This window comes from Shewanella aquimarina (genome assembly GCF_023349185.1).
Classification (GTDB): Bacteria; Pseudomonadota; Gammaproteobacteria; order Enterobacterales; family Shewanellaceae; genus Shewanella; species Shewanella aquimarina.
The window spans coordinates 208,430-220,794 of sequence record NZ_JAKIKY010000005.1; the positions used below are offsets into that span (position 1 = coordinate 208,430).

General features: G+C 57.6%; 8 protein-coding genes. All 8 read right to left on the reverse strand.

Features of this window, described 5'->3' with window-relative positions; genetic code table 11:
• Positions 1-87 precede the first annotated feature (87 nt).
• Positions 88-1,128, reverse strand: coding sequence for an aldose epimerase family protein (locus L2731_RS08340; RefSeq protein ID WP_249252659.1), 1,041 nt, complete (start codon positions 1,126-1,128; stop codon positions 88-90).
• A gap of 163 nt (positions 1,129-1,291) precedes the next feature.
• Positions 1,292-2,458, reverse strand: a complete 1,167-nt coding sequence (gene galK, locus L2731_RS08345; RefSeq protein WP_249252660.1) for a galactokinase — start codon at positions 2,456-2,458, stop codon at positions 1,292-1,294.
• Positions 2,459-2,721: 263 nt separating this feature from the next.
• Positions 2,722-4,146 (reverse strand): solute:sodium symporter family transporter, encoded by a 1,425-nt coding sequence (locus L2731_RS08350; RefSeq protein WP_249252661.1) that lies wholly within the window; start codon positions 4,144-4,146, stop codon positions 2,722-2,724.
• An 18-nt stretch (positions 4,147-4,164) separates the two neighbouring features.
• Positions 4,165-7,404 carry a glycoside hydrolase family 2 TIM barrel-domain containing protein gene (locus tag L2731_RS08355; protein ID WP_249252662.1) on the reverse strand — a complete coding sequence of 1,080 codons (3,240 nt, stop codon included), beginning with the start codon at positions 7,402-7,404 and terminating at the stop codon, positions 4,165-4,167.
• On the reverse strand, positions 7,401-8,360 hold the full coding sequence (locus tag L2731_RS08360) for a TolB family protein (protein ID WP_239849525.1): 960 nt from the start codon (positions 8,358-8,360) through the stop codon (positions 7,401-7,403). Before L2731_RS08360 ends, L2731_RS08355 begins: the two co-directional genes overlap by 4 nt.
• Before the next feature lie 94 nt (positions 8,361-8,454).
• Positions 8,455-10,083 (reverse strand): cation:proton antiporter family protein, encoded by a 1,629-nt coding sequence (locus L2731_RS08365; protein ID WP_249252663.1) that lies wholly within the window; start codon positions 10,081-10,083, stop codon positions 8,455-8,457.
• A 142-nt stretch (positions 10,084-10,225) separates the two neighbouring features.
• Positions 10,226-12,034: a protein-disulfide reductase DsbD gene (locus L2731_RS08370; RefSeq protein ID WP_249252664.1), complete on the reverse strand. Its 1,809-nt coding sequence runs from the start codon at positions 12,032-12,034 to the stop codon at positions 10,226-10,228.
• Positions 12,031-12,354, reverse strand: coding sequence for a divalent-cation tolerance protein CutA (gene cutA, locus L2731_RS08375; protein ID WP_249252665.1), 324 nt, complete (start codon positions 12,352-12,354; stop codon positions 12,031-12,033). The genes L2731_RS08370 and cutA overlap by 4 nt, the downstream gene beginning before the upstream one ends.
• Between the last annotated feature and the right edge of the window lie 11 nt (positions 12,355-12,365).

Here is a 12,365-nt window from a genome sequence, read left to right on the forward strand (position 1 = left end):
TGCCATCTTTAGGTATGAGGTTCCGGTTTATCTGGAACCCCTACCTAAACCCTTTCCCTACTCTATCTCTCTTCCCCGTTAAACCTGTTATTTAATCAGATCGAACTGATAGCGACTCATGTGGTGATACACCTCGCCCGGCATGAGCCATGGCGTGCCCGGTAAGTCTGGCTGATTGGGAGCGTCGGGGAGCTGCTGCGGCTCGATACAGACCGCCTGATAAGATTCCAGAGTCTGTCCCTGTTTGCCTATGGTGCCTTCGAGGAAGTTGCTGCCGTAAACCTGGACCCCAGGTTGATTGGTGTAAAGAGTCAGACAACGTCCCGAATTCGGCGCGCTGATGGCGCCGAAGCGGTTCAGGGCCTTACCATCATGGCCCGGCATCAGATAGCAGTGATCTATGCCTTTCGTCGGACTATCTGCCAGTGCCGTCTTGAGGCTGTCGAGTGACTTGCCTTGTCTAAGGTCCAGCGGCGTATCGGCTACCTTACTCACCTGGGTCGGGATCCCCTGCTCATCTGTGCTCAGGTAGTCTTGGCAGTCGCTCTGAATCAGATGGCCTAGGCTGCTGGTCTCGCTGGCCCCGTCGAGATTGAAATAGCTGTGCTGGGTCAGGCCGATGGGGCAGGAGGCATCTGTGCTGGCGAGGATCTCTACATAGAGGTTATTGCCCACCAGGCGGTAATCGAGCTGGATATTGGCGTTGCCGGGAAAGCCCATGTCGCCATCCGGGCTAAACAGGCTGAGGCGTACGCCATCGTTGAGTTGGCCGATATGCCACTGCTTACGGTTGAAGCCCTCGCGGCCACCGTGTAGGCAGTTGGCCTGATGATTATTGTCTAAGGTGAATTGCTGACCGTCCCGGCTCAGGCGTGCACCGGCGATGCGGTTGGCGTAGCGCCCGGCGATGGCGCCAAGGTGGGCTTGCTGGGCGAGGTAGTCCTGGGCGCTGTCGCAGCCCAGCACAACGTTACCTCGCTCGCCCTTGTTGTCCGGTACCCAGAGGGAGCGGATGATGCCGCCGAGGCTGAGGACCTCCATGGCCAGTATGCCGTTGTCTATGATGATGCGTTCAATCTGGCCACCACGTGGATCGTCCCAGGCGTCGAGCGGGCGAAAACGTACCATGATAATCTTTTCCTTAAGCGGTTAATTTACATCGTATTAAATCGGTTGTTGCCTATTGTATAACCTTGCTCCCGGTCGAAGGCATGAATACGTATTCTAAACAGCGATTGCAGGCTTGTGGCTAGCATCTCTCTACTAATAACTCTCTACCAGTAATTGTCTATTAGTAGAGCTCCTCGTCCAACCTGGAGGCGCCTTGGCTGGCCGAGCAGAGGTAGACGCTGGCTTCCAGACCTGTGGCTGTATGATATTGGCGTTCGACCGCCTCGACCACGGCATCGGTGAGATCGTGATCCACGAGCGCCACCACACAGCCGCCGAAGCCGCCACCTGTCATGCGTACGCCGCCGCGATCGCCCACCACGGCGTCGATGATCTCGACCAGCTTGTCTATCTCGGGTACGGTGATCTCAAAGTCATCGCGCATCGACTGATGTGACTGAGCCATGAGTTCACTCAGCCTGGCGATGTTGCCTGCCTCCAGCGCATGGGCGGCGTTCTGAGTGCGGCGATTTTCGCTGAGCACGTGGCGCGCCCTGCGGTAACAGACTTCCGGCAGCTCCTCTTTGGCATTCTCCAGGGTGCGCAGGTCCAGGTGACGCAGGCTCTCGACGCCGAAATGTTCGGCGACCTGCTCGCACTGCTCGCGGCGCAGGTTATATTCGCTGTCTACTAGGCCGCGGGGCACGTTGGAGTTGACTATGATCAGGCTCAGGCTTTCGGGAATCGGTACAGGTTCGCTGTCGAGATCTTCACAATCGATCAGCAGGGCATGTTCCTCCTCGCCCATGGCACTGATCATCTGATCCATGATGCCGCAGGCACAGCCGACATATTGGTTTTCACCTCGCTGGGCCATCTGGGCCACCGCCAGTGGAGAGAGTCTGAGCTGGCTAGCATCGTTAAGTGCCGTCCCGAAGGCGAGCTCCAGGGCCGCCGATGAGGAGAGGCCGGCCCCCAGAGGGACATTGCTCACCACGGCCAGATCCATCCCCTTGGCGGGTAGGCCGCTGGCGCAAACCGCCGCGGTAAAGCCCTTGAGGTACTTAACCCAGGTGTCATCGGGATCGGTTGTTCCCTCATGACCGAAATGCCAGGTGTGGATCTTGCCGGGAAAGGCGTCGGATACGGCGCGGAACTTGTCGTCATCGCGCTGTTTGACGGCGATGATAGTATGAAAGTTGATGGCAGCAGGCAGGACGAACCCATCGTTATAGTCGGTATGCTCGCCAATCAGGTTAACCCGGCCGGGCGCCCGATACAGGTCGTCGGCCGTGGTGCCAAAGGTCTGCACAAATAGTTTATTGGCGCGCTGTGCGGTATTCGACATTGGTGTTGAACTTCTCAGAAAATGTTAGCGTTCTCTGCCCCGGTGGGCAGTCTTGTTCATGGTGGCAACAACCATGAGTCATCCTTGTCATTTTTATATCACGTCTCAGTCATTGATGTAACTGGGATTTGACCGCTTGGATTGGGAAAATATTGCCGACTGCCTCTAGTGTTAACCAGATGTTTTATCTTGGCCACTTGCCGAGCCATCATGGGCTCGGCAGGGATAACCTGGAACGGATCTGTTTGGCCTCGCCAAATAGCTTAGTCTAGGGTCGGCTCGGCGACGGGGGCGACGACAGGCTGGGCAATCAGGCGACTCAAGACCAGGGTAACCAGTATGGTCGCCAGCAGGGTGATGGCCATCAGATGAATGAAGTGCAGTGGGCTCCAGACGAAGGTAAACAAGGCGTATAGCAATACTCCGAAGACCAGCCCCCATTTTATCGCCCTGGCGCTGACATTCTTGAAGGCGAGGGCACAAATAAAGGCAGCCAGTACCGGCATGGAGTAGAGACCGTTCAGCTGTTGCAGCAGGGCGATGATGCTCTCGGAGCGGGCAAACAGGGGCACCAGGGCGACCGAGATCAGGGTAAACAACAGGGCGATGCGGGTGCCTATCTTGCGCACGTCGGCATCGGCATTGATATAGTTCTGGTGGATGTCGCAGGTGTAGAGGGCGGCGGCCGAATTGAGGCAAGAGTTGAATGAGCTGAGTACGGCACCGGCGATCACCGCGGCGAAGGCGCCGGATAACCAGCTGGGCAGCAGGTCGCCCACCAATTTGCCATAGGCCACATCGCCGACATCGCCATAGAGCTTAAAGGCGACGATACCGGGCAGCACCACGATCACAGGAATAACCAGCTTCATCACCACGGCGGCATACAGGCCTTTCTGCGCCTCTTTTACCGACTTGGCCGCCAGGGCGCGCTGGGTGATCACCATGTTGGTGCCCCAGTAGAAGATCTGAATGAAAATCATGCCGGTGAGCAGGGTCGACCAAGGAATGTCCGACTGGCTGTCGCCGATAAGGGTAAGGCGCTCCAGCGGCACGCCGGAGAGATCCCAGTCCACGGCGTGCATCGCCAGGTAAGAGACCGCCAGCCCCATGAGGATCAGCCCCAGGCCATTGAGGGTGTCCGAGATGGCGATCGCCCTCAGGCCGCCGAAGATGGCATAGATGGCGCCCATCACGGCGAAGATGATCGCCAGCACAGTGACAGAAATCGACAGGCCAAACATGGACTTCATGAACAGCGAGCCAGTGTAGAGCACCACGGGCAACAGGATGAAGGCGTAGCCCAGCATGAAGAGCACAGAAACCATGGCGCGGATCCCCTTGTCCTGGTACTTGCGCTCCAGCAGCTCGGTTGTGGTGGTGCAGTTGTAGCGGTAGTAGATGGGGATCAGCCATTTGGCGAGGATGATAAGCCCGATTGCGGCGGCAATTTCCCACCAGGCAACTAGCAGGGTCTGGGCGCCGTTCATGCCGACGATCTGCTCGGCGCTGATGTTGGTCATCATCAAGGAGCCTGCTACCACTATCCAGCTCAGGCCGCCACCGGCGAGAAAGTAGTCGCGGCTGTCGTTGGCGTCTCGCGTCACCTTGCGGCACTTGAGGTAGGTGATCAGGGCGACCAGGGTCGTCAGGGCAACAAAAATTGCCACCTGTATTGTCTGTTCCATCTGCATGCTTCCTTGTTGTTATTGTCTTGCCAGGGTACGGATATCGTCATCTGTGGTGATTGGCATCAGGCTGAAGCCGAAATGGATTGGCTCTGCCTTGATGCGATAGGCCTCGTGTACCGGACGTCCCCAGGAGGTATCGCCGCCGACGCCCATCTGGTGGTAGTCGATATTCCAGGTAACGAACTCACGTTGCGGGACTTCGGCGCTGTGGTTACGGGTGACCGCTACCAGACCCGAGGCCGAGTCCTGGGCATCGCCGCGTCGAAAATCGATGTCGGCCTGGGCGAACGGCCAGAGGCTGGTCTGTAGGGTGGCGAGCCTATTCGCCTGGTTTTCTGGCTTTGCTAGGTTGGCAATCGCCAACCAACCTCGGCCAGCACTATCTGTCACCGCGGCGTAACGCACCTGAGTGCGCTGGCCCGTCTCCTGAGGTCTTGGGTAGCTGTGATAGGTTTGTGCTATCGGCAGGGCATACCAACCCAGGGGATTGCCTGACTGGCGATCGGCGTAGGTCTCCTCCGGGCCACGGCCAAAGTAACTCAGGTATCTGTGCTGAAAGCTTAGCCTGGTGCTGAAACCGAAGCGGGGCAGATCGGCGAGCGGCTTATTCCCAGGGATAAATTGGCTGTCGATAGCCAGGCGCCCCGCATTATCCAGGCTATAGCGGGGACGCTGGCTAAAATGCATCTCGGGATGGGTCTGGCTGATGGTTAGACCGAGTGCGGGGTCGCTCGCTATCTTACTGACCTTAAGTTGTTTTGCCGCGTCTTGCCAGGCGCCGGCCCACTCGGGCATCTGATTACCCAGATCGTTGTCGGTGGGGGCGCGCCAGAAGTTGGCCATCAACGGCGCCTTAAGCTGGGGCTCGCCGCCCAGGTTTATCTGGGTCAGCCAGCCGCTGCGTTTATCAAATTCATAGCTCAGCTCTCCTGCAGTGAGACGATAGCCCTTGTTATCTTCTGTGATGCTTGCTTGATTGACGCTCTGCTCGCTGCTCCCTGTTCGCTTGCTTCTCTCTACTGATTTGCTGTGTGGGCGCGGCAGGGCAAACTGCTCGAAGGCGATGCGGTGATCGCTCGGCAGCAGTGGCCTTGGGGTATCGACGAGCACCTCGATTAGCAGATGATACTCGAAGGGCTCGACCAAGGTTTGTTCGTTTGCCAGGCTGAAGGTCACGCGGGCCTGCTCGCCTGGGGGGAGTAGCGGCATGGCTTGGCGGCGACTCATTATCGCCTGACCATCTTGCTGTAGCGTCCACTTGAGGCTCAGTCCTTGGGTTGAGACGAAGTCGAAGCCGTTGATGAGATTGACGAAGGCCTGCTTGCCCTCAATGTGAAACTCTTTCAGCTTGATGGGCTGATAGACCTTCTTCACCTCGCTTAGGTGCGGATGGGGATTGCGGTCGGGATCCACCAGACCGTTGTTAAGGAAGTTGCCGTCGGTGGGCATGTTTGGGTGATAGTCTTTACCATAGGCCCAGTATCTCTGACCCAGCGGGTTAGTGAAGGCTAGCGCCTGATCCACCCAGTCCCAGATGAAGCCGCCCTGAAGATGAGGGTAGGCCTCTATGACATCCCAGTCGTCTTGCAGGTTGCCGACCGAATTACCCATGGCGTGGGCGTATTCGATCATGATCAGCGGCCTGTCGCTGGCGCGCTCGGCATATTCGCGTATCCGCTCGATGGAGGGGTACATGGGGGCGACGATATCCGTGTAGGCGGCCTCGCCCGCGGGCTCGTACTGCACGGGACGGCTGGGGTCGCGCCGTTTTATCCACTGATAGAGCCGCTCGAACAGCTTGCCTTCGCCCGCCTCGTTACCCAGGGACCAGATGATCACCGAGGCATGGTTCTTGTCGCGCTCGACCATGCGCTCGATACGTGCCTGATGGGCCGGCAGCCAGCTCATCTCGTTACCCAGCTGGGTCTTTTCGTCTATCGCCAGTGGGTGGGATTCTATGTTGGCCTCATCGATCACATACAGGCCATAACGGTCTGCTAGGCTGAGCCAGTAGGGATGGTTTGGATAGTGGCTGGAGCGCACCGCATTGATATTGTTCTGCTTCATCAGGCGGATATCCAGCGCCATGGTCTCGCGGCTGACCACATGGCCGGTTTGGGGATCTGTCTCGTGACGATCCACGCCGCGTATGATGATCGCCTTGTTGTTCACCTTAAGCTGGCCCTTCTCGATGGCAATCTTGCGCAGGCCTATCTGCTGGCTGGTCACCTGGAGCGTCTCTCCCTCAGGCGTCTTGAGGTTTAATAGCAGCCGATACAGTTTCGGTATCTCGGCGCTCCACAGCAAAGGGCGTATTAGCTTGGCATCGAAGGAGACTCTGGCCTTATCGCCAAGGGAGACGGCCTGGTCACCCTGGGCCACAGTCATACCCTGTGGATCGAGCAGACGATAACTAAGGTTTAGTTTGTTCTTGTTAGTCGAGTGGCTGACAAGATCTACCTTTACACTCACCTCTGCGCGGCCGAGATCGGCACTTAACTCGCTGACCACCTCGATATCTTGCAGGCGCTGTTTCGGCGTGGCGTAGAGGTAGACCTCACGCTCTATGCCCGTCATGCGCAGCATATCCTGGCTTTCCAGATAACTGGCGTCGCTCCAACGGATCAGCTGCATGGCGATCAGGTTCTCGCCTGTCTGCAGATAGGGGGTGATGTCGAACTCCGCCGGGGTCTTGGCTCCCTGGCTGTAGCCGACCTCCTGACCGTTCACATATAGAGTCAGTGCCGAGCGCGCCGCGCCTATGTGGATGAACACCTGCTTGTCTTGCCACTGCAGGGGCTGGGTAAAGGTCTTGCGATAGAGGCCGGTGGGGTTGTGATCATCAGGCGCATCGGGCCACTCGGTGTCGAAGGGATAGCGCTCATCCAGGTAGATGGCGTGGCCATAGCCCTGAGTCTCGAAATTGCCCGGCACCTGTATGCTGCCCCAATGGCTGGCATCAAAATCGGCCGCGGCGAACTCTTTGGGTGTGGCGGCGGGATTCTTTGCCAGATGAAACACCCAGCGGCCGTTGAGATCTAAGTAGTTCTGGCTGCGAGACATCTCATCTAGCAGCGCCAGCGGCTCAGATTCATAGCCGAAGAAGCTGGCATGGGGCGCCAACTTGTTGACCTCAAATAGTGTGTGGTCCTGCCAGCGATCGCTGGCGAATGCCGTGTTAGCGGTTAACGTCAGGCATGAGACTAGACCTGAGGCTAGGCCGAGCGCCAGCGAGAAAAATGAACGCTTGATCATTGGTCTGTGTCCTTACGTTGCCAGGTGATGGCGATAAAATTCCCTTTGGGGCTGATGGCGATTCGCGAGGGCTGGTGGTGATGGGAGCTTGGCGGTGTGAGTGTGCTCACCCCTTGCCAGGACGCCAGGGGAGTGCCTTTGGTGATGGGGCCATAGGGCCAGGTGCGCAGGTTAAGACCGTCCAGGTTGAACAACCAGCCATCACTGCTCCAGGCGTAATCTTCGCTGCCTTGTCCGACGTCGATAAGGGGCGTGTGGCTGCCGGTATGGGGATCGAACAGGCTGATGACTCGTTCGCCATCGATGCGTTTATGAAGGTAGCTGAATTGCTTGAGGCTTGGCAGGGCGTGCAGGCTACGCCCGGCATTATTGATCACGAAGTGGCGTTCATCGGCCTGTTCGCCCTCGGGCTCATAGTAGAGGCTGTAGGCATATCTCGCCCAGATCAGGGTGCCGAGCCCCTCCAGTTTGGCGTAGTAACCGGCGGGGATCAGGCTAGCGACGGCACGCTGGGGGCTTGCCTGCTCGCTCGGTGACTGCTGCCAGATACTCTGATGGGGCACGCCTTGTTCGGCTACATAGGTGAGGGCATGGGCTGTCAGCTGAGGCGAATATTCGCTGATTTCCGGGGTGTGGGTCAGCGCATCGATGCGGCCCGTGGCGATGTCGAAGCGGTAGATGTCGTTGTGGCTGCCAGCGCGGTCGGAGGCGAATACCAGCTGTTTGCCATCAAAGCTGAAGGCCGCCTGATTGTCATAGCCCGCACGGTCGCTCACCTTGATAGGCTCGCCCAGTCGCCAATGAGGTGCCTTTTCCAGCTTTGCCAGGGGATAGAGCCAGATGTCGTAGCCAGCGGCACCGACCTGTGCGGCCATGCCAGCTAAGAGCCAGACACCTGCCCTGAGTATGTTTCCGAAGTAATGGTATTGATTAGATTTTAGTTTTTTTGTCGGCACAGTATTGTACTTCCCATCTTATCGCAGGATGGCAAGTACAATACAAGATATTTAGAATAATGTATACAATCCGTGATCTAGAGATGACACAGGATTAGCCTGTGGCCTCCTGGGGCTCGACGGCGATATCGGCCTCGTGCTGCTTACCGGATTTCAGCTCGCAAATCACATGCTCGACAAAACCGGCACCGGCGGCCTCGTAGAGGTTAAAGACGCTGTGCACTCCGGATGCCTTGAGTGACTGGGCATCCTCACTGTATTGCACGATCGCGCTGAGCTTACCCTGGTAATCCAGGCGTTTTAGCTGCTCCACCGCAAACTGATTTCCCGCGTGGTGGGGCATGGCCAGCAGCACCAGCTCAAGATTTGGCGCCCTGTCCAGCTTCTCCCAGAAGTCGGTATCCGAGGCGTCGCCTTGTACCACGTTACGCCCCTGCTGTCGGTGAAAGTCCACCAACTCTTGCTTGTGTTCTATCCCCAGGATCTCACCGTCAAACTGGTTGGCAAGCTCGTCGTAGGCACCGCTACCGATACGTCCCATCCCCAGGATGAGGAAGCGGGGGTTGCCCACGGGGATCTGTCTATCTTCGGGATGCAGCGGGTGTTTCTCCAGTTTCTGCAGCCGGCTCTGAAATTTCTGATACAGACGGGCCGATGCGGCGTTAAGCGGCGCGGCAAACAGGAAGCTGAGGCTGAGGGCCACGGCCAGGATCACCATCCATTGCCCCGGTAGCCAGCCCTTGCTGGTGGCCACGGCTGCGACGATCAGGCCAAACTCGCTGTAGTTGCCCAGGTTGAGCGATGTCATCAGCGAGGTGCGCGAACGCAGCCTGAAGTGGGTCAGCAGATAGAGGAAGAGCACTATCTTCACCGGTACGATAAGCACCAAGAGGGCCGCCAGACCGATGTCGCCGAAACTCGGCAGGCCGTTGAGACCAACCGTGAGGAAGAAGGCCACCAGGAACAGTTCTTTGAAGTAGAAGAGCGACTTGGCCAGCTCCGAAGACTTGGCGTGTCCCGCCAGTAGTATGCCGATGATCAAGGCGCCGAGATCCGGCTTGAGGCCGACCAGCTCGAACAGGCCGGCACCCACGACTAAGGCCATCACCAGGCCGAAGAGGACCAGGAGTTCACCGTGACCGACTTTATCAAAGGCCTTGTAGATAAGCGGCCTGGCGAAGGGCAGCAGCAGTAGTCCCAGGGCCCAGACAGAGGGAATGTCCCCCTTGGAGATGGTGAGGAAGGCGACGGCGAAGATATCCTGCATGATCAGAATACCTATGGCGACACGGCCATAGAGGGACTGCATGTCGCCCTTATCTTCGAGCACCTTAACGGCGAAGATGGTGCTGGAGAAGCTCAGCGCGAAGGCTAGCAGGGTCAGCTGGTTGAAGGCGAGGCCGCTCAGTTGTTCCAGCCCTAATAGGCCGAGGAGCTTGAGTAGGGGCACCAAGAAGATGATGGAGCCCAGCAGATGCAGGCTGGAGCCGGCCCAGACTTCGGCCTTAAACAGGCTGCGAATATCCAGTTTGAGGCCGATGGCGAACAGCAGCAGGGTGACACCCAGCTCGGCCAGCTGCTCAAGCAACGGTAGGCTGCTCTCGTCTATGCCAAAGAGGAATAACACAAAGCCCGCGACCAGATAACCTATGAGTGGCGGTAGGCCGATACGACTGACAAGCATGCCACAGGCTAAGGTGATGATGAGAATGGCGGGTTCCATGTTGCTCCTTGTGTTCCGTGAGGTATACCCCTGATTGTATAGGAATTGGGTTAACTATAAATGAAAACTTTGATGAGCGAGCTATCTTTTAGCTCTTAATAAAAAACCTCCCGTAGGAGGTTTTTTATTAGTCGGTTCGGGATTACTTGGCTAGCAAGTGATCCAGATGGGCGGCGAAGGCCTCAGGCTTCATGAAGCCAGTGACTCTCAGGTCGTCGCGGATCTCGCCATTGGCATCGAACATCAAGAGTGTGGGCAAGCCCAGTACGTCGTAGTGTTCCAGCAGCTCTATGTCTAGGGTGTCGTTTCGGGTCACATCGGCCTGGAGGAACACCATCTGCGACAGACGAGACTGCACGGCCGGATCGACGAAGGTGATCTTCTCAAACTCCTTACAGGCGACACACCAGTCGGCGTAGAGATCCAGCATCACAGGCTTACCCTGGGCACTGGCGGCGGCCACCTCGGCCTGCAGATCTTCCAGGCTCTTGATGGTCTTATGGCTCACCTTGTGGCTTACCGCACCGGTTTGGGTCTCATAGCCCAGGCTGTTCATGACAGCCTGGAAGCCATAGGAGAAGCTAGCCAGCAGGGTAAGTAACAGTAGTACGGAGCGCACCGTCTGCTTCCAGTTAAATTCGGTGAGCTTGTTCTGATGCATCAGGTAGGCGGTCAGGCTGATACCCCACAACGCCCAGAGGAGGTCAGATACTAGACCTGTCCAGATACGGCCTATCATCAGGATAGAGACGGCGATCAGCAGGAAGCCGAACACAGTCTTGATCACATCCATCCAGGCGCCGGCACGTGGCAGCAGTTTACCGCCCGACGAGCCTATGATGAGCAGCGGTAGCCCCATGCCCATGCTGAGCACATAGAGTGCCAGGAAGCCTTGCAGCAGATCGCCGGTTTGTGCCACATAGACCAGCGCGCCCGACAGCGGCGCCGTGGTGCAGGGAGATGCCACCAGACCCGAGATGATCCCCATGACAAACACACCGGCGACGTTGCCGCCTTTCTGGTTGTTAGAGAAACGGTTCATCTTCTCCTGCCAGCTCGATGGCAGCTTGAGATCGTACAGGCCGAACATGGAGAGGCTGAGCACGAAGAAGAGGATCGCTAGCACCACCAATACTGCCGGGTGTTGCAGCGCGGCCTGATACTTCATGCCCGCCGAGGCGACGATGAGCCCCAACAGCGAGTAGGTGATCGCCATCCCCTGTACATAGACCATGGAGAGACTAAACGCCTTACCGGTTGAGAGCTTCTCACCCTGGCCCACTATGATGCCAGATAGGATGGGGTACATGGGGAAGACGCAGGGGGTAAGCGCCAGGCCGATACCCAGGCCGAAGAAGATCACCAGGGTCCACAGCAGGTTGTCGCCCGAGAGCATCTGGCTCAGAGAGTCCTGCTGAGTAATGGGCGCCTGCTGGTCGGCGGTTTCACTGGCCGCTGAAGCCTCTTTCAAAACCTCGGGGAGTAGGCCTGCGTTGGCGCTCACCTGAGTGAGGGGCGCGCTGCGCGTGGTGGGCGGGAAGCAGAGTTTACCCTCGGCGCAACCCATGAAGGTCACCTCGATGCTGGAATCCTTGCCGGCCTCCTTGAGTGCCACAGGGATCTCGACATAGGAGTAGTAGACCTGCTGCTCGCCGAAATACTCGTCGCTATGGGCCTTGCCCTTGGGCAGTTGGATCTCACCCAAGGTGGCGCCGTCGGCGGCGAACTTGAGTTTGTCGCGATACAGGTAGTAGCCGTCGGCGATCACATAGCTGATCTTGACCAGATTGCCCTCTTGCTGGGCATCGAAGACGAAGGCCTGATCCACAGGCATCAGCTGAGGTTCGTCTTTCAGAAAATCAAACTTACTCTTGCTGAACAGGCTTTCACTTTGCGCCCCGGGGGCGATCAACAGCAGAGTCGAGAGGAAGAGGAACAGTATTTTCTTCATGATAGTGAGGTTTCTTTTATCCATGCTAAATAAGCCGCCGAACCTGTGTGGATCTCTGTGGCGATCAGCTCGGGAACTTGGTAGGGGTGCAGCGACAAGAGGGTCTGCTCCAGCTTGTCGTAATGACGGGCGAGACATTTTATCTGCAGGCACACCTCTGTCTCCTGACACACTTCACCCTCCCAGGTGTAGAGTGAGGTGACGGGGGCGGAGATCTGAATACAGGCCGCCAGCTTGGCTTCCACTAAGGCGCGGGCCAGGGTGCTGGCCGTCTCATTGTCCGGGCAGCTGGTGGTGACGAGTAGACATTTTTCCTGCATCTGTTGCTATT

Excerpts from the sequence above, each read along its gene's own strand:
- L2731_RS08355 (WP_249252662.1), bottom strand. The coding sequence starts at position 7,404 with ATGATCAAGCGTTCATTTTTCTCGCTGGCGCTCGGCCTAGCCTCAGGT.
- cutA (WP_249252665.1), bottom strand. The coding sequence starts at position 12,354 with ATGCAGGAAAAATGTCTACTCGTCACCACCAGCTGCCCGGACAATGAG.
- galK (WP_249252660.1), bottom strand. The coding sequence starts at position 2,458 with ATGTCGAATACCGCACAGCGCGCCAATAAACTATTTGTGCAGACCTTT.
- L2731_RS08350 (WP_249252661.1), bottom strand. The coding sequence starts at position 4,146 with ATGGAACAGACAATACAGGTGGCAATTTTTGTTGCCCTGACGACCCTG.
- L2731_RS08340 (WP_249252659.1), bottom strand. The coding sequence starts at position 1,128 with ATGGTACGTTTTCGCCCGCTCGACGCCTGGGACGATCCACGTGGTGGC.
- L2731_RS08365 (WP_249252663.1), bottom strand. The coding sequence starts at position 10,083 with ATGGAACCCGCCATTCTCATCATCACCTTAGCCTGTGGCATGCTTGTC.
- L2731_RS08370 (WP_249252664.1), bottom strand. The coding sequence starts at position 12,034 with ATGAAGAAAATACTGTTCCTCTTCCTCTCGACTCTGCTGTTGATCGCC.